14 protein-coding genes, 2 tRNA genes and 1 pseudogene are annotated in these 17,235 nt (G+C 69.4%); 13 read left to right on the top strand and 4 right to left on the bottom strand.

Annotated elements, in window-relative coordinates; all coding sequences use genetic code 11:
• Positions 1–67 precede the first annotated feature (67 nt).
• Positions 68–1,072, top strand: a complete 1,005-nt coding sequence (iolG, locus tag KBB57_RS04250; RefSeq protein ID WP_290747229.1) for an inositol 2-dehydrogenase — start codon at positions 68–70, stop codon at positions 1,070–1,072.
• A 329-nt stretch (positions 1,073–1,401) separates the two neighbouring features.
• On the opposite strand, the gene KBB57_RS04245 is transcribed toward iolG, so the two are convergent.
• Both KBB57_RS04245 and ahcY read right to left on the bottom strand, forming a co-directional pair.
• Entirely contained in the window at positions 1,402–1,752 is a 351-nt protein-coding gene (locus KBB57_RS04245) for a hypothetical protein (protein WP_290747227.1), read from the bottom strand.
• A 1,683-nt stretch (positions 1,753–3,435) separates the two neighbouring features.
• Positions 3,436–4,857 (bottom strand): adenosylhomocysteinase, encoded by a 1,422-nt coding sequence (gene ahcY, locus KBB57_RS04240; RefSeq protein ID WP_290747399.1) that lies wholly within the window; start codon positions 4,855–4,857, stop codon positions 3,436–3,438.
• Positions 4,858–4,966: 109 nt separating this feature from the next.
• Here ahcY and KBB57_RS04235 point away from each other — a divergent pair, with 109 nt between their 5' ends.
• The 11 genes from KBB57_RS04235 (at position 4,967) to KBB57_RS04185 (ending at position 13,726) form a co-directional block, all read left to right on the top strand.
• Entirely contained in the window at positions 4,967–5,560 is a 594-nt protein-coding gene (locus tag KBB57_RS04235; RefSeq protein WP_290747225.1) for an HD family hydrolase, read from the top strand.
• A 215-nt stretch (positions 5,561–5,775) separates the two neighbouring features.
• Entirely contained in the window at positions 5,776–6,162 is a 387-nt protein-coding gene (gene rpsF / locus KBB57_RS04230; protein WP_290747223.1) for a 30S ribosomal protein S6, read from the top strand.
• A 12-nt stretch (positions 6,163–6,174) separates the two neighbouring features.
• On the top strand, positions 6,175–6,402 hold the full coding sequence (gene rpsR, locus KBB57_RS04225; protein ID WP_290747221.1) for a 30S ribosomal protein S18: 228 nt from the start codon (positions 6,175–6,177) through the stop codon (positions 6,400–6,402).
• Positions 6,403–6,412: 10 nt separating this feature from the next.
• Positions 6,413–7,000, top strand: a complete 588-nt coding sequence (gene rplI / locus KBB57_RS04220) for a 50S ribosomal protein L9 (protein ID WP_290747219.1) — start codon at positions 6,413–6,415, stop codon at positions 6,998–7,000.
• Between the two features lie 137 nt (positions 7,001–7,137).
• Positions 7,138–7,221: transfer RNA gene (locus KBB57_RS04215), tRNA-Leu, on the top strand.
• Between the two features lie 123 nt (positions 7,222–7,344).
• Complete coding sequence (gene radC, locus KBB57_RS04210) at positions 7,345–8,181, top strand: DNA repair protein RadC (RefSeq protein ID WP_290747217.1); 837 nt, start codon at positions 7,345–7,347, stop codon at positions 8,179–8,181.
• Positions 8,182–8,770: 589 nt separating this feature from the next.
• Positions 8,771–9,475, top strand: a complete 705-nt coding sequence (locus KBB57_RS04205; protein ID WP_290747215.1) for a ribonuclease activity regulator RraA — start codon at positions 8,771–8,773, stop codon at positions 9,473–9,475.
• Entirely contained in the window at positions 9,472–10,398 is a 927-nt protein-coding gene (locus tag KBB57_RS04200; RefSeq protein WP_290747213.1) for a dihydrodipicolinate synthase family protein, read from the top strand. Before KBB57_RS04205 ends, KBB57_RS04200 begins: the two co-directional genes overlap by 4 nt.
• Positions 10,399–11,119: 721 nt before the next feature.
• Complete coding sequence (locus tag KBB57_RS04195) at positions 11,120–11,749, top strand: CPBP family glutamic-type intramembrane protease (RefSeq protein ID WP_290747211.1); 630 nt, start codon at positions 11,120–11,122, stop codon at positions 11,747–11,749.
• A complete protein-coding gene (locus KBB57_RS04190) occupies positions 11,746–12,858 on the top strand; it encodes an aminodeoxychorismate synthase component I (RefSeq protein ID WP_290747209.1) in 1,113 nt (370 codons plus the stop codon). The genes KBB57_RS04195 and KBB57_RS04190 overlap by 4 nt, the downstream gene beginning before the upstream one ends.
• Positions 12,859–13,096: 238 nt before the next feature.
• Complete coding sequence (locus KBB57_RS04185) at positions 13,097–13,726, top strand: aminotransferase class IV (protein WP_367272655.1); 630 nt, start codon at positions 13,097–13,099, stop codon at positions 13,724–13,726.
• Here the strand turns inward: KBB57_RS04185 and KBB57_RS04180 are convergent.
• Positions 13,723–14,966: pseudogene (locus KBB57_RS04180) on the bottom strand (IS110 family transposase). The gene KBB57_RS04185 and the pseudogene KBB57_RS04180 overlap by 4 nt on opposite strands.
• Before the next feature lie 328 nt (positions 14,967–15,294).
• Here KBB57_RS04180 and KBB57_RS04175 point away from each other — a divergent pair.
• Positions 15,295–15,384: transfer RNA gene (locus KBB57_RS04175), tRNA-Ser, on the top strand.
• A 346-nt stretch (positions 15,385–15,730) separates the two neighbouring features.
• Here the strand turns inward: KBB57_RS04175 and KBB57_RS04170 are convergent.
• On the bottom strand, positions 15,731–17,235 hold a 1,505-nt coding region (locus KBB57_RS04170; RefSeq protein WP_290747205.1), incomplete at its 5' end, for a Z1 domain-containing protein.

Below are 17,235 nucleotides of genomic sequence, written 5' to 3'. Positions count from 1 at the left end.
GCGCGCCGCCGCGTCCGGCGGCATGGTGCGGCCGGACGAGAGGACGAACCCGGGGGAGGGGGACAGGATGACAGTGAGGTTTGGCCTGCTCGGCGCGGGCCGCATCGGCAAGGTCCACGGCCGCGCCGTCTCGGCGAACCCCGACGCGCGCCTCGTCGCCGTCGCCGACGCCGTTCCCGCCGCCGCCGAGGCGATCGCCGCCGCCCACGGCGCCGAGGTCCGCTCCATCGACGCGATCGAGGCGGCCGCCGACATCGACGCCGTGGTGATCTGCACGCCGACCGACACCCATGCCGACCTGATCGAGCGTTTCGCCCGCGCCGGCAAGGGCGTGTTCTGCGAGAAGCCGGTCGACCTCTCCGTCGCCCGCGTGCAGGCCTGCCTCGAGGTCGTCGCGGCGACCGGGGCCACGCTGATGGTCGGCTTCAACCGCCGCTTCGACCCGGACTTCCGCGCGGTCAAGGCGGCGATCGACGCCGGCCGCATCGGCCGCGTCGAGATGGTCTCGATCACCTCCCGCGACCCCGGCCCGCCGCCCGTCTCCTACATCGAGCGCTCGGGCGGCCTCTTCCGCGACATGATGATCCACGACTTCGACCTCGCCCGCTGGCTCCTCGGCGAGGAGCCCGACCGGGTGCTCGCCGCCGGCTCGGTCCTCGTCGACCCGGCGATCGGCGCCGCCGGCGACGTCGACAGCGCCAGCGTCATCCTGACCACCCCGGGCGGCCGGCACTGCGCCATCTCGAACTCGCGCCGCGCCACCTACGGCTACGACCAGCGCATCGAGGCGCACGGCTCCGAGGGCGCCGTCGCCGCCGAGAACCGCCGCGAGGCCAACATCGAGCTCGCCCGCGCCGACGGCTACCTCCGCCCGCCGCTCCTCAACTTCTTCATGGACCGCTACACCGAGGCCTACGCCGCCGAGATCGCCGCCTTCATCACGGCGCTCAGGGACGGCACGCCGCCGCCCACCACCGGCCAGGACGGCCTGATGGCCCTCGCGCTCGCCGACGCCGCCAACCTCTCGCTGCGCGAGGGCAGGGCGGTCAGCGTCTCGGAGGTCCTGCCCTGAGGCGAGGGGACGCCGGCGCTGCCGGCCATTTTGATACGCAAAGCGAGCGCGAAGGTAGCGCTCGCTCCCGTCACCACGACGCTATTGCTGCGGCCATTTTGCACCGCAGACGTTTCCAGTCTCGGTGCTTCCTTGCAGGTAATGGACCTAGGCCTCCGGAGGTTGAGCATATAGCTCGCCTTCCACGTCGTTCGTCACGAACTGGCGGAAGTCGCTACCACGCCCGAGCATCGCGATCATATGCACGGCATCGTCGGCCATGGAGAAGCCCTATGGCTTTTACCGTCAGAGGGATATTCATGGAGGGTATCTGTTCAATTGCGGTGAGCTCAAAGGATTCGAGGGACGCCGGGGGTTCGATCTCCATGATCTTCACCCAGCAGAATGAGGTCGAAGGTCATCTCTAACCTATCAGCCATATCGTGCATCGCGTCCTCCTCGTTCGGCAGATACGGAGCTTCGGCTCGAAGGATTTTCATCGCCGTCCGCATCTCGCGCAGCACCGATTTGGGAACCGATGGTTGATTTTTGAGCAGCCGGGCCAGCTCGTGACTGTCAAATTCAAGCCTTTCGGACGCGCTGTGATCCAGCACGCGGACAGTTTGTATCTGCAAGAGAAAGCGGCCTAGCTCTTCCTGGTAGCGCTCAAAAATTGGCATAATCTCGGTCATTTCCGCCATATAAGCTCCTTACGAGGGATTGCCCTATAAATCGTGGCCTCCTGCCCCCAGTTCGACCGATGATAGGGCAGACCGGCTACACCGCTCAACCGTGGGGCTGTCTGCCAAACTTCGGTTTGAAGTGAGCCGACCTTGTTGAGATCGATCATCGCGACGCCATGACCATTGTCTTGAGCGACATCGAGCCTTTTACTGGTCGAAATCCGGCGCCCCTTGCCACCCCTCGGTACGCCCGCAGCGACTAAAGGAAGCTGCACCTTTCAACGCTTTGGTTGAGGGGGACGAAATCTCGCGCCGCACAGTTGCATCTTATTTTCACCATTTTAATCATAAATATTTGTGAAATATTACTTCAAGCGACAGTGAAGGCGCAATTTTTTACCCACCACGCCATCCTTTTGCGCCGGAAGCCTGCGAGCGGCCGCGATCTCAACCGACTCTGCTTGGCCAGATCCGCGCCCATCTCTGCGCGCACCCGTCCATGCAAAATGCTGGATGGCCGCGGCCAGACCCGCATGGGCCGCGTTGGCGACAACACCGCGACGGCGCGCCCACGCCGAAAGGGCCGGCGTGCGCCCACAAGAGAATGCGGGAGAGCCCTCCCCTCAGAGGGCTCTCCCGACCCACCGCGTGCGGCGGCTGGAGCAAGTCCCCGTGAGACCCCAGGATGCTGCGCCGAGAGCCGCCCCGACCCCACGCTGGGGGGCCCCGTCCGACGTCGCGCCCTGAAAGCCTCGCCTGCCGCACGTCCCCTCGGGTCCACATGCCCGAAGTCCGAAATCTGCGCTGATGCGAGGAACCCGGCGGGGATGTCGGGCGCTTCTGGCCACGTCCGCCGATGGAGAGACACTGCCACAACCGGGGCCCCGGGTCAAACCAAGAACGCCGAGAAGTCTAGGTAAACAAATCACTTACGCAAATGGCCGCTGCGCGGCCTCCGGCGCCGGGCGGGCGCCCGGTCGGGGAACGGGACGACCAGGCGGAGAAGCGCCCCGTGGGTTGCTTGAGCGACCCCACGCCGGGCAGGGAGGGCGCAAGCTTCAAGTAAGTCGACCGGCGCCGCGAAATGCGGCGCTGATGATTTTGTAAAAATTTTTACCGATATATTCAAAATATTTGTAAATATATTTCGAATTATATTTGCGAACGAACAAACATTACCGAGAATTCGCCCGTGCGCATCTACCCAGGCTCGCCCGACAGCATCGCCGACGACTGGCCATGAGGGTGCGCGGCCCTGCGACCCCACACTGCACGACAGTGGAGAGCAAACCCGTCCGAAGGTAGGTCGCGACGGTGAAGCCAGACGGATTTGACCCGCGGCAAATCCGTCCGCGATCGCCCCTGCGGGGGGCGAGCGCGTTGCCGCGCTCGCCGGGGCGATCACGGACGGATGGCGCGCGACGGAGAAATCTTCACCCCTCACGGCTTCCGCGCTAACGCGCTCCAGCCGTCGGCGCGGCGAAAGCCGGGCTTTCGCCTGTCGCGCCGGGCCTCGCGGGCAAGCCCGCTTCGGTCGCTCGGCGCTCGCGCGCGCCCCGTGGATCCAGCAGGGCAGACAGGTGTCGTGCAGTGTGCCGCGACCCGCAAGGTTCCGTTTACGATTACGTGAAATCAATGGCTTAGCCAATTTTCACGCGTGAACACCGCGCCCGGCCCGCGAGGCCGGGCGCGAGGCCCGCCTCAGTACCGGTAGTGGTCCGGCTTGAACGGCCCCTGCTGCGACACGCCGATATACTCGGCCTGCTCCGGCCGGAGCTCCGTCAGCCGCACCCCGATCCGCTCGAGATGCAGCCGCGCCACCTTCTCGTCGAGGTGCTTCGGCAGCGTGTAGACCTGGTTCGCGTACTGCTCCCCCCGGGTCCACAGCTCGATCTGCGCCAGCGTCTGGTTGGTGAACGACGCCGACATCACGAAGGACGGATGCCCCGTGGCGTTGCCGAGGTTGAGGAGCCGCCCCTGCGAGAGCAGGATGATCCGCTTCCCGTCCGGGAAATGGACCATGTCCACCTGGTCCTTGACGTTCGTCCATTTCAGGTTGCGCAGCGCCGCCACCTGGATCTCGTTGTCGAAGTGGCCGATGTTGCCGACGATCGCCATGTCCTTCATCGCCCGCATGTCGTCGAGGGTGATGACGTCCCGGTTGCCGGTCGCGGTGATGAAGATGTCCGCCCGCGGCGCCACGTCGGCGAGCGTCACCACCTCGTAGCCGTCCATCGCCGCCTGCAAGGCGCAGATCGGGTCGACCTCGGTCACGCAGACCCGCGCCCCGGCGCCCCGGAGCGACGCCGCCGAGCCCTTGCCGACGTCGCCGTAGCCGAGCACCACCGCGACCTTGCCCGCCATCATCGTGTCGGTGCCGCGGCGGATGCCGTCGACGAGCGACTCCTTGCAGCCGTACTTGTTGTCGAACTTCGACTTGGTGACGCTGTCGTTGACGTTGATCGCCGGGAAGGGCAGGCGGCCCTTCTCCATCAGCTGGTAGAGCCGGTGGACGCCGGTCGTGGTCTCCTCCGAGACGCCCCGGATGGCGTGGCGCTGCCGCACGAACCAGCCCGGGCTCTCCTTCAGCCGCTTGCGGATCTGGGCGAAGAAGTATTCCGCCTCCTCGCTGTCGGGGTTCTCGATCAGCCCGGTCTCGCCTTCCTCGACCCGCGCGCCGGTCAGGATGTACATCGTGGCGTCGCCGCCGTCGTCGAGGATCATGTTGGCCCCGCCCGCACCTTCGCCGCCGAACCCGAAGATCCGGTCGGTGTAGGTCCAGTACTCCTCCAGCGTCTCGCCCTTCACCGCGAAGACCGGCACGCCGGCCGCCGCGATCGCGGCCGCGGCGTGGTCCTGGGTGGAGAAGATGTTGCACGAGGCCCAGCGCACCTCGGCCCCGAGCGCGACCAGCGTCTCGATCAGCACCGCGGTCTGGATCGTCATGTGCAGCGACCCGGCGATCCGCGCGCCCTTGAGGGGCTTCGTCGCGCCGAACTCGGCGCGCAGCGCCATCAGGCCCGGCATCTCCGTCTCGGCGATCTCGATCTCGCGGCGGCCGAAATCGGCCAGCGCGATGTCCCTCACCACATAGTCGCGGTCGATGGTCCCGGCCCTGGTCATCATGCTCGTTCCCCGAATGGCGGTGGGGGCGGGGCTTAGCACCGCGGGGCCCCCTCGACAACCGCGCGGCCGCGGGACAAGACAGGGCGCGCGAGGCGGGAGGAGCGGCATGGCGAAGGCGGCGCGGGCCTGGCAGCGGATGCTCTCGGGCCGGCGGCTCGACCTGCTCGACCCCTCGCCGCTCGACATCGAGATCGAGGACATCGCCCACGGCCTCGCCTTCGTGGCGCGCTGGAACGGCCAGACCGCGGGCGACCACCCGTTCTCGGTCGCCGAGCATTCCCTCGTCGTCGAGCGCCTCTTCGCCGCCCTCGCCCCGCGCTCCGAGCCGCGCTGGCGGCTGGCGGCGCTGCTCCACGACGCGCCGGAATACGTCATCGGCGACATGATCTCGCCGGTGAAGGGCGCGGTCGGCCCCGACTACGCCGCGATGGACGCCCGGCTCGCCGCCGCCGTCCACGTCCGCTTCGGCCTGCCCGCCACCCTGCCGGCCCCGGTCAAGGCGCTGATCAAGCGCGCCGACCGCATCTCGGCCTGGCTCGAGGCCACGAGCCTCGCCGGCTTCGCCCGTCCCGAGGCCGACCGCCTCTTCGGCGCCCCGAAGCCCGCCGAGCTCGCCGCCGTCGCCCTCCCTCTCCGGCCGCCGATGGCGGTCAAGGCCGACTTCCTCGCCCGCCACGCGGCCCTCCTCGCGGAGTGCTGAGGGCCTGCGTGGCGGGGAAATTCATCCAAACAAATGACTTTTAACATCCGTCCCCGCGTGGACGGCGCCCGCGGGCGCGGTTTCGCCCTTGCCTTCCGCGCCCGGGCCCGTATAAGCGCCCATCCCTCCACGGACACTCACGCGTCGCCTCTCGTACCGGGACCGGAGGGAACAGGTCCCGTCATGAAGCGCGCCGATTGAAACGGACGATACGCATGGCTCTCTACGAGCATGTCTTCATCGCGCGTCAGGACCTCTCCAACGCGCAGGCGGAAGGGCTGATCGAGCACTTCGGCCAGGTCCTCGCCGACAACGGCGGCAAGGTGGTCGGCTCCGAGTACTGGGGCCTGAAGACCATGGCCTACAAGATCAACAAGAACCGCAAGGGGCACTACGCCTACCTGCGCTCCGACGCGCCCTCGCCGGCGGTGGCCGAGATGGAGCGGCTGATGCGGCTCCACGAGGACGTGATGCGGGTCCTGACCGTGAAGGTCGACAAGCACGAGGAGGGCCCCTCGGCGGTCATCCAGTCCAAGAACCAGCGCGACGAGCGCGGCGACCGTGACCGCGGCCCCCGCCGCCCGCGCCGTGACGACGCGTAAGGGAGAGCGAAAATGGCCAACCGCCCCTTCTTCCGCCGCCGCAAGTCCTGCCCGTTCTCGGGCGACAACGCGCCGAAGATCGACTACAAGGACGTGAAGCTGCTGCAGCGCTACATCTCCGAGCGCGGCAAGATCGTCCCCTCCCGCATCACCGCCGTGTCGTCGAAGAAGCAGCGCGAGCTCGCCCGGGCGATCAAGCGCGCCCGCTTCGTCGCGCTGCTCCCCTACGCCGTGAAGTGAGGATCTGACGATGGAAGTCGTTCTTCTCGAGCGCGTCGCCAAGCTCGGCCAGATGGGCGAGGTGGTGAAGGTGAAGCAGGGCTACGCCCGCAACTACCTGCTGCCGCAGGGCAAGGCGCTGCGCGCCACGCCGGCGAACCTCAAGCGGTTCGAGGCCGACCGCGCCCAGCTCGAGGCGCGCAACCTCGAGCTCAAGGCGGAGGCCGAGAAGGTCGCCGCTAAGCTCGACGGCCAGACCTTCGTGGTGATCCGCTCCGCCTCCGACGGCGGCGCGCTCTACGGCTCGGTGACCACCCGCGACGCGGCCGACGCCGCCACCGCGGGCGGCTTCAGCCTCGACCGCCGGCAGGTCGAGCTCAACGCGCCGATCAAGGAGCTCGGGCTCCACGACCTCACCGTCACGCTCCACCCGGAGGTCACGGCGACGATCACCATCAACGTCGCCCGCAGCCAGGAGGAGGCCGAGATGCAGGCCTCCGGCAAGACCATCCAGGAGCTCCAGGCCGAGGCCGACGCCGCGGCCGAGTTCGACATCCAGGAGCTCTTCGACGACATCGGCGGCGCCGCCTCCGAGGAGACCGCGCCCTTCGGGCGCTGATCCCGGCGACCGCCGCGCACGACCCGAGGGCCGCCCCGCAAGGGCGGCCTTCTTCCTTTCCGCCGCGCGCATCTGGAAAACCCGGCGCGCCGCCCGTATTGATGCATCCCGGCGCCGGGGATTCGGCGCCGCCGCGCGCGGGCGTGGTGGAATGGTAGACACGAGGGTCTCAAACACCCTTTCCGCAAGGAGTGTCGGTTCGAGTCCGACCGCCCGCACCAGCGACCTCAATCGCTTGCCCCGCGACCCTCGCATCCGGCGCGAGCGCGCCCCGGGTCTCGCCGGTAACCTCCGCTTAACCGGCTTCGGCGAAGCCTCTGCGCTGGCGTTCGCAGGAGGCGGGCATGGGCGACGGGCCGAAGGGGCACGGTTTCGCGCAAGGGTTCTCGGAGGAGGCGCTCCGCGGCCTCGACGAGCTGGAGCGCCGCCTGCCGCCGCCGCTCGCGCGCTTCCTTCCCGCCGCGACCACGCCGGAGCCGCGCCCCGACGGCCGGCCCGAGCCCGACCGGCGGCCGCACTACTGGGGCCACCGCGAGCGCCTGCGCCAGCGCTTCCTCACCGGCGGCCACGCCGCGATGCCGGAATACGAGCTCCTTGAGCTCGTGCTCTTCAACGCCATCCCGCGCATCGACGTGAAGCCGCTCGCCAAGGCGCTGCTCGCCGCCTTCGGCGACCTCAACGGGGTGATCGCCGCGCCCGAGCCACGGCTGATGGCGGTGCCCGGGGTGACGCCGCAGGTCCACGTCCAGCTCCGCGTCGTCGAGGCGATCGCCCACCGCATGGCGCGGGCGAAGGTGATGCAGCGCGAGGTGATCTCGTCCTGGGACGCGCTCCTGCGCTACTGCAAGACGGTGATGGCCTACCGCGACACCGAGTCCTTCCGCATCCTGTTCCTCGACCGCAAGAACGTGCTGGTCGCCGACGAGGAGCAGGCCAAGGGCACGGTCGACCACGTGCCGGTCTATCCGCGCGAGGTGGCCAAGCGCGCGCTGGAGCTCAACGCCAGCGCGATCATCCTCGTCCACAACCACCCCTCCGGCGATCCGACCCCGAGCCAGGCCGACATCGACATGACCGAGGCCGTCGAGGCCGCCTGCGCCGCCATCGGCGTGACGATCCACGACCACGTGGTGATCGGCAGGGAGACCGACGCCTCCTTCCGCAGCCTCGGCCTGCTGTAGGGCCGCGGCCGGCCGGCGTCGGGGATGGCTTGACCGTCGCCAGGCCCGGGCCATCCCCGAGGCGGCTGGGCGTCGCCGGCTCCGATGGACCGCCTCGTCCCTCGCCCTGCTTGGCGGTTGCACCCGGACCCGCCGACCACGTCGTGCCGAGGACACGCGCCCCCCTGCTGAAGACCCTCCCGATGTGATACAGTCGCCGGGCGATCGCCTCGGACGGTCGCCCCGCCCGTCCTTCCGCGTCGGCGGGTTGCGGCTTGGCCCACCTGCGTCTCAAGGGAGCATCGGCGCGCCTGCCGTCGTGCCGGAGGCACGCGCCGGCGTGACGGGCAGGCCGGCGCCGCCGATTGTGCATCGGCGGGGAATAGGGGGGCCTGATACGCCCGTCCTGTGGCCATCAGGATAGCGTATGACGGGTTGGCAGGGCTGCGGATGCTGGCGCATCGGCGCGACAGGGGCGCCCCGCGCTCCCGGGAGCCGATCGGCGGAGCAAGCCGACTGTGGCGTTTCCCGCCGGAACGCGCGCATCCTGCGTCACCGGATCGGTCCTCCGCCTCGACGGCGGGCCGGTCGCCCACACCCGAGAGACACCATGCCGCTCGATCCCAAGACCGCCGAAACCCTCCGGGGCGTCTCGACCGCGACCCTGACCACCGTCCTGCTCAAGAAGGGCCTGCGCAACGTCTGGATGCGCGGGCCGAGGCCGCTCCGGCCCGGCCAGGAGCGGCTGGTCGGCGCGGCCTTCACCCTGCGCTTCGTTCCCGCCCGCGAGGACCTCGCCACGCCGGCGAGCTGGGCCTCGCCGATCTCCACCCGCGCCGCCATCGAGGCGATGCCCGAGGGCGTGATCGTCGTCGCCGACGCCATGGGCGTGACCGACGCCGGCATCTTCGGCGACATCCTCTGCGCCCGCATGGTCCGGCGCAACGTCGCCGCGCTCGTCACCGACGGGGCGATGCGCGACGCGGCCGGCGTGCTCGGGACCGGGCTGCCGGTCTGGTGCGACGGCGTCGCCGCGCCCCCCTCGGTCGCCGGGCTCACCTTCGTCGGCTGGCAGGAGCCCGTCGGCTGCGGCGGCGTCGCGGTCTTCCCCGACGACGTGGTCGTCGCCGACGACGACGGCGCGGTGCTGATCCCCGCCGCCCTGCTCGACGCCGTGCTCGCCGAGGCCCCGGAGCAGGAGGCGATGGAGGCGTGGATCATGACCGAGGTCGAGCGCGGCGCGCCGCTGCCGGGCCTCTACCCGATGAACGACGCGACGAAGGCCCGCTACGCCGCCTGGAGGGCCGGGCAATGAGCTTCGGCGTCGACACGAAGGGCGTCTATCCGATCGCGGCGACGCCCTTCCACCCGGACGGGCGTCTCGATCTCGACGGCGTCGACCGGCTCACCGACTTCTACCAGGAGGCGGGCGCGACGGGGATGACCATCCTCGGCATCATGGGCGAGGCGCAGAAGCTGGAGCCGGAGGAGGCCCGCGCCATCGCCCGGCGGGTGGCGGCGCGCTCGCGCGTGCCGGTCGTCGTCGGCGTCTCCGCGCCCGGCTTCGCGGCGATGCGCAGCCTCGCCCGCGACGCGATGGACGCCGGCGCCGCCGGAGTGATGATCGCCCCCGCGCCGCACCTGCGCAGCGACGAGCAGATCGCGGCCTGGTTCGCCCAGGCCGTCGAGGCCGTCGGCCCCGACGTCCCCTGGGCGTTGCAGGACTATCCGCTGACGCTGACCGTCATCCTCTCCGTGCCGCTGATCGCCCGGATCATGACCGAGCACCCGTCCTGCGTGATGCTGAAGGCCGAGGACTGGCCCGGGCTCGAGAAGCTGAGCGCGCTGCGCAGGCGGCAGGCCGCGGGCGAGCTGCGCCCGTTCTCGATCCTGACGGCCAACGGCGGCCTCTTCCTCGACTTCGAGCCCGAGCGCGGCTCGGACGGCGCGATGACCGGCTACGCCTTCCCCGACATGCTGGTCGAGCTGATCGACCTGCACGCACGCGGCCAGCGCGACGCCGCCCACGACCTCTTCGACGCCCACCTGCCGCTCATCCGCTACGAGCAGCAGCCCGCCGTCGGCCTTTCCGTGCGCAAGTATGTCCTGATGCGCCGCGGGATCATCGCCTCCGACGTGCAGCGCAAGCCCGGACCGGCGCTGACCGGGACCGGCCGTCAGGAGGTGGACTATCTCCTCCGCCGCCTCGCGCGGCACGACCGCCGCGCCGCGGTCTAGGGACCGGGGACGCCGGCGCGACACGACGCCTGCGCCCTCCCATGCGACGACAGGCCCCGGACAGGCGGGCCTCCGGTCGCGCCAAGGACGAGGCGGCGGCGTCTCGCCGCGCGACGGCTCCCGCAGGTTGACATGTGCATGTCAACCTGCTCGCCGCGGAGCGGCCGGGGCAGGGAGGGCGCAAGCTTCAAGTGAGTCGAACGGCGCCGCGAAATGCGGCGCTGATGATTGTGCAATGATTTTCACCGTTTATATTCAAAATATTTGCAAATATATTCGAATTATATTTGCGCGCAAACAAGCATGGTCGGGATGCCGCCCGTCTGCATCTGCCCGGGGCCGTCCGACAGCATCGCGGGCGATTGGCCATGAGGGTACACGGCCTTGGTGTCGTATGACCTGCTCGGCACAGGGCCTATCCCGGAGCCGCCATCCACCCGTGGAGAAGGCTCGCATAACGCCGGGAGTCGCCGAGCTGCGAAGGACGAATGATACAATATAACATATATAGCAAAAACAACTACTTGCCGAATTTTCACGCGTGAACACCGCGGGCGACGCCGGCCCTCCCGCCCCGTCACGCGGGCCCGCCCCACCTCGCTGCGGCTCTCCCGCCCGGCGGCGCGCCTCCGTGCGGGCCTTGACCTCGCCGCGTTCCGGGGCGACTTGGCCGGGCAGGGACCACCGGGGCCGAGCGATGACCGAAGCCAGGACGCAAGCCATGCCGCGGGCAGGGATCGGGCGCGCGGCGGAGGGTCTCGCGGTCTTCGTCGCGGCCCCGCTCGCCATGGCCTTCGCCCTGCCGCCGGCGGCGCTCTTCCCCGCGCTCTTCGCCATGACCGCGGTGGGCGCGATCCTGCTGGCGCGGACCCCGGGCTTCGCGTGGCGGAGCCTCGTGCGCGGGCCCGTCCCCTGGGGAAGTGCGGCGCTCGTCGGCCTCGCCGCCGCCATCGCCTGCGGGGCGCTGGTCTGGGCGCTCGTCCCCGCCGAGGCGCTGGCGCTGCCCCGGCGCGCCCCCGTGCTGTGGCTCGCCATCCTCGTCCTCTATCCCCTCCTGTCGGCGCTGCCGCAGGAGCTCCTGTTCCGGCCGCTGTTCTTCCGCCGCTACGGCGCGCTCTTCCCCTCGACCGCGGCGGCCGTGGCCGCGAACGCGCTCGCCTTCGGCTTCGCCCACCTGATGTTCTGGAACTGGCTGGCGGTGGGCCTCTCGGCCGTCGGCGGCTTGATCTTCGCGCTCGGCTACCTCCGCCACGGCTTCCCGACCGCCGTCGCCCTCCACGCCGTCTGCGGGGGCGTGGTGTTCACCAGCGGGCTCGGGCGGTTCTTCTATCACGGCGCGGTGGGCGGATGAGCTTCGTCGAGCTCGACCACGGCCCCGACGGCGCGCCGGCACGCTTCGAGGCCCCGTCGGCCGTGCTGCGCGCCGACGCGCCGGACGAGGCGGCCGACGTCCTCGCCGCGCTCGAGGCGGCGCTCGCGGCGGGGCGCTGGGTGGCGGGCTACGCGTCCTACGAGCTCGGCTACGTGCTCGAGCCGCATCTCCTGCCGCTGCTGCCGCCGCGCCGGCGCACGCCGCTCCTCGAGCTCGGGGTGTTCGACGGCCCGCCGGTCCCGGCGCGCCCGGCGGCGCCCGGCGGGCGGCTCGGCCTGCTGGCGCCCGACTGGGACTTCGCCGCCTACCGCGCCGCCTTCGACCGGGCGAAGGCCTGGATCGAGGCGGGCGACGTCTATCAGGTCAACCTGACCATGCAGCTCCGCGGCCGCTGGTCCGGCGCGCCCGAGGCGATCGCCGCGGCGCTCGCCGCCCGCCAGCCGGTGGGCCATGGCGGGCTGGTGTCGCTGCCCGGCGCCACGCTGGTCTGCCGCTCGCCGGAGCTCTTCTTCGCCCTCGACGGCCGCGGCGGCGTGCTGAACCGCCCGATGAAGGGCACCGCGCCGCGCGACCCCGACCCGGCGCGCGACGCCCGCCTGCGCGACGGCCTCGCCGCCGACCCGAAGAACCGCGCCGAGAACCTGATGATCGTCGACCTGATGCGCAACGACGTCGCCCGCGTCGCCGTCGCGGGATCGGTCGAGGCCGTGCGGCTCTTCACGGTCGAGAGCTACGCCACGGTCCACCAGATGGTGTCGGAGGTGCGCGGCCGCCTCCTGCCCGGGGTGGGTCCCGCAGGGGTGCTGCGTGCGCTCTTCCCCTGCGGCTCGATCACCGGCGCGCCGAAGATCCGGGCGATGGAGATCATCCGCGCGCTGGAGCCCGCGCCCCGCGGCGCCTATTGCGGCGCGATCGGCTGGGCCGCGCCCGACGGCCGCGCCGACTTTTCCGTAGCGATCCGGACCCTGACCCTGCACCCCGACGGCGAGGCGACGCTCGGGGTAGGCGGCGGCGTGGTGGCGGACTCGACGGCGAGGTCGGAGTATCGGGAGGCCCTGTGGAAAGCCCGCTTCGCCGCCCCGGCATGAGCCCCGGCGCGCCGCCGCTGCGGACCCCGGCGCGCCGCCGGGCCGGATCGGGCGTCGCCCCGCCGGGCCCTCGCGGTTGCTCCATCCCGGCCGAACCGCGCGCCCGACCGCGCGCCCGGATGCCGGCGCGTGGCCGGGTCGGCCGGGGCGTCGCCCCGCCGGGCCCTCGCGCTTGCTCCTTCGCGGCGGTCGATGGCATGGCGACAGGATTGGAGGATCGGAGGAACCGTTGGCGGCTGTGCTCCACCACCCCGGCGTGAGGCTGGTCGAGACCTTGCGCTGGACCCCCGGCGCCGGCTTCTCCCGCCTCGACGCCCATCTCGCCCGCCTCGCCCGCGGCGCCGCCGCCCTCGGCGTGGCGCTCCGCCCCGGCGCGATCGACGCGGCCCTCGCCGAGGTCGGCGCGGGGGAGGGGAGGGAGCTGCGCGTGCGGCTCCTCGTCGACCTGTCCGGCGCCGCGACGGTCGAGACCGCCCCCGCGCCGCCCCCGGCCGCGCCGTGGCGCGTCATCCTCGCCGCGGAGCGGCTCCGCTCCGACGATCCCTGGCTCGCGATCAAGACCACCCGCCGCCCCGCCCACGACGCGGCCCGCGCGGCCCTCGCCGGGGGCGCCGACGAGGCGATCCTCCTCAACGAGCGCGGCGAGGTCTGCGACGGCACGATCACCACGGTCTTCCTCGACCGCGGCGCCGGCCTCCTGACCCCTCCGCTCGCCTGCGGCTGCCTGCCCGGCGTCCTGCGCGCCGAGCTCCTCGCCGCCGGCACGGCGCGCGAGGCGACCCTGCGCCCGCCGGACCTCGCCCACGGCCGCCTCCTCGTCGGCAACGCGCTCCGCGGCCTCATCCCCGCCCGCCTCGCGGAGGCCTAAATAGAAACTGGAGCTGTTGAGAGGGAGCAGACGAAGCCGAGGCGTTCGATCTGTCGAGCGAGCGCCTTGGCCCGGATCATGGGCTTGTCGTTGTGGAAGTGGTCCGGTCCGAGGTTTGCATAGGCGGCGCCGTCGTTCAGCATGTGATAGATCGTGGTCAGGATCGACGCGGCGACGGCGCAGATTGCCTTGCGCGCACCGCGACGTCCGCGAAGCCGCTGGAACTGGGCATTGAAGTCGCCCTGCTTCTTGCGCGCCGCCGCCCAAGCAGCCTGAACGAGCGCGGTCTTCAGCCAGGGGGCGCCTTTCTTCAGTCGGGTGGAGCGGCGCTTTCCGGCGCTCTCGTCGTTGCGCGGGCAGAGGCCGGCCCAGGAGATCAGGTGGCCGGCGGTGGGGAAGCGGCTCATGTCGAGGCCTATTTCGGAGAGGACGACCTCCGCTGTGAGCTCAGCGACGCCGGGGATGGTGACGAGGAGCGCGACCGCCTCGCGGAAAGGGCCGAGGTCACGGTCCACCTCCGCGTCGATGGCGGCGACGGCGGCGGCGAGCGCGTCGGTCTGGCCGAGGTGCAGGCCGAGGAGGAAGCGGTGGTGCGGGCCGGGCCTGCCAGTCAGGGCGGCGCGGATCGATTCCGGGCTCGCCTTCACCCGCGGCCCGACGAGCGCGCGCAGCCGGTCCGGATCGGTCTCGCCGGCGGCGAGCGCGTCGAGGACGGTGCGCCCCGACTGGCCCATGATGTCGGTGACGACCGAGGCGAGCTTGAGGTTGGCGTCCGCGAGGGTCTTCTGGATGCGCTGGACGTGGGAGGCCTGCTCGCGGACGAGTTGCTGAGCTGGGTGCGCAGGAGGTCGCGCATCGCGCGGGTGCCCTCGTCGGGCACGAAGCTCGGGCGGATCAGGCCGTGGGCGAGCAGGTCGGAGAGCCAGACCGCGTCGGCGACGTCGGTCTTGCGCCCGGGCACGTTCTTCACGTGCGCCGCGTTGGCAAGGACCAGGGTGCGGCCTTCCTCGACGAGCACCTGCCAGACGGGTCGCCAGTAGATGCCGGTCGCCTCCATGGCGATGGCCGGGCAGTCGTGACGCTCCAGCCAGTCCGAGAGCGCGAGGAGCCCCGGCGTCGTGGTCGCGAAGGTCTCGACCTCGCGCCGGACCGACCCGTCGCCCTCGACCAGCCGCACCGCCGCGACGACGGTGTCCTTGTGCACGTCCAGGCCGGCGCAGCGGGGATGCAGAACCTCCATATCGGTCTCCTCCGAGGTCGCGCCGTCGGCGCAGGCTCCCGAGAAGGTAAAGTCTGAATGGCGCGTTCCGGGCCGGCGGGCTGCCGGCCGTGACGCAAGCGAGGGTGTTTCGGGGAGCCCGGGTCCAACTGACATGCGGGCTCGATCACACCAAGGACAGGCCCGACCTCTCCGCCGACGGCGACGCCATCATGCCACAGGTTTCGTGCCTCAGGGTCGGCAGCGTCGGTGCCAACTGATATGATGCCGGACGCCGCTCCGTTGGCCTCTCGGCAGAATTCACGACGGGAGTTGCAGCCGCCGCCGAGGTTGCCTAAAGGGGGGCAGCGGAGAGATGCCGGAGTGGTCGATCGGGGCGGTCTCGAAAACCGTTGTGGGGGTGACCCCACCCAGGGTTCGAATCCCTGTCTCTCCGCCACTTAACCTAGCGAAAGCGTTCTCCCAATCCGGCTGCGGCCGGATTTTTCCGTTATTTTCGGGGGTTATACGGGTGGGGCTGAGCACCGGCCCCCGCGCCGGGAGGTCCGGAAGCGGTCTCTCAGGGCCGATATTCTCCGGACCTGATGACTGCGCGGATTTGGTGTGGAGCCTGTAAGATATTGTAATTTATGCAATTTTTCTCCCTGCCGTTCACCCATCCGATCTCAGGCCCATTCGCCTCGTTCGCCACCGACGTCGAACCGATTGTCAACGGGCCTCCCTGTGCGCTCTAGGTATCGGTATGTGCTCTCGGCGGCTGCGACAGCAATTGACCTATCCCGCAACTACTCCTCTATGTCGTCGTCGTGCTCGGCACCGTCGTCCCGGACAGTCGACGCGAATACACTTGGCGCCGCACTAGCTGGGGCGAACAGGACCGGCCACCAGAAAGGCGTCCCGCGCCATCCGTCTTCCTCCCGCCCATCCTGCTGCGAAAGCACGAGAATGGGTTGGTGGCCGACAATCCCTCGAACAGCGGCGCGATCTTGCATCGTGTGCGGGGCGTCCGAGAAACGGCCTCCGGCTCTCTGCCTACTCAACCGTCGCCCAGTGCCACCTAGTATTAGACATTCACCCTTCTCGGCAGGCGGTGGCGCGATGGTCGAAAAGTACTGGATCGCGGCACGACATGCCTCCCAATCAAAATTATACCCTGGCTCGAAATTGAAGCAGCCCTGTATCAGCGTGATAATATCAATCGCAGTTTCGGTTTTGATTGTGACGATCTCACCCGCATCCAACTTCTGATGCGGAATGATCTTTTCAAGCTTATGCATGATCGGTGCCAAGGTGGACCTGGCCTTAGTCTGAAAGCCAACCGGCAAGTGGGCACCGCCCGGCCGGAGGGCGACTATATCCGACACCAGAATCTTGTTCGGGGCGCAGGGAATTACCCGGTTGGCCTGATCCTTTACCACGAAAGCTACGCCCCGATCATGCGCCCCCGTCTCAAAGGCGTGGCGAAGGGCAGAATCGAACTGGTGAATCGAGCGCAGGGCCTGGAAGTTGTGGCCCGTGGTGTAGAAGCGGGTCACGGCGAGGTCTTCACGGGGACGGGCGCCGTACATGCGGGCATGCTGCAAGACAGTGTCCTGCTGCATCCGTTTCGGCGATCGGCCATAGTAGAAGCCGATCAGGTGAGGAACTGTGATGCCGCGATCCAGAATCTGACCGCCGATGAACACGTTGCACGGTGTGCGGAGTTTAAGCTCGGCGTTATCGTCCAGAAGCTTCTGGACATCATTGTCCGAGTTTACCTTTTCGGTCGCCACAGCTCCCTTCTTGAAAAAATTCTGAACTTCGCTCAGAATCGTCTTGCGATCGGGCATCGTCAGGCCGCCAGCCTCGACCGAGCGCGCCAGGTCGTCTATGGCTTTGTTCACTAAATCCGCGAAAACCGGCAGCGCCTTGTCGATGGCCTCTTGAAGAGCCTCGATCAGCTCACCGACGACGGTATGCTGCCAGGCATGAGAGGTTCGCGATGTTTCGACATGAACGATCATCGCATAGCGATCCGGACGTTTCCCGGCAACTTTCTGTTGGTGTCGTCGGATCGCTGTCGCAGTTACGAAGGTGATTAGGGCGTGGCGAATGCCTGCAATGTTGGCATGCGTTAGGATCTGATCCTTCCTGACCCGACGTCGATCCTCTTTCCGCAGAGCCAGCAGTTCGTTGTCTGCGACCGGATGCCAAAGGTAGTACTCCGGCTCGTCCTCGGTGTGCTCACCAAAGTAATGGTCGCCCCCAACGTAACCGCCGTGGATCGGGACGAGTTTGGTGAAGGCTGGAC

It is taken from the genome of Amaricoccus sp. (assembly GCF_017993425.1).
Lineage (GTDB): Bacteria > Pseudomonadota > Alphaproteobacteria > Rhodobacterales > Rhodobacteraceae > Amaricoccus.
Note: the sequence above shows the minus strand (reverse complement) of the source record. Positions and strands in the feature narration are given on the sequence as shown.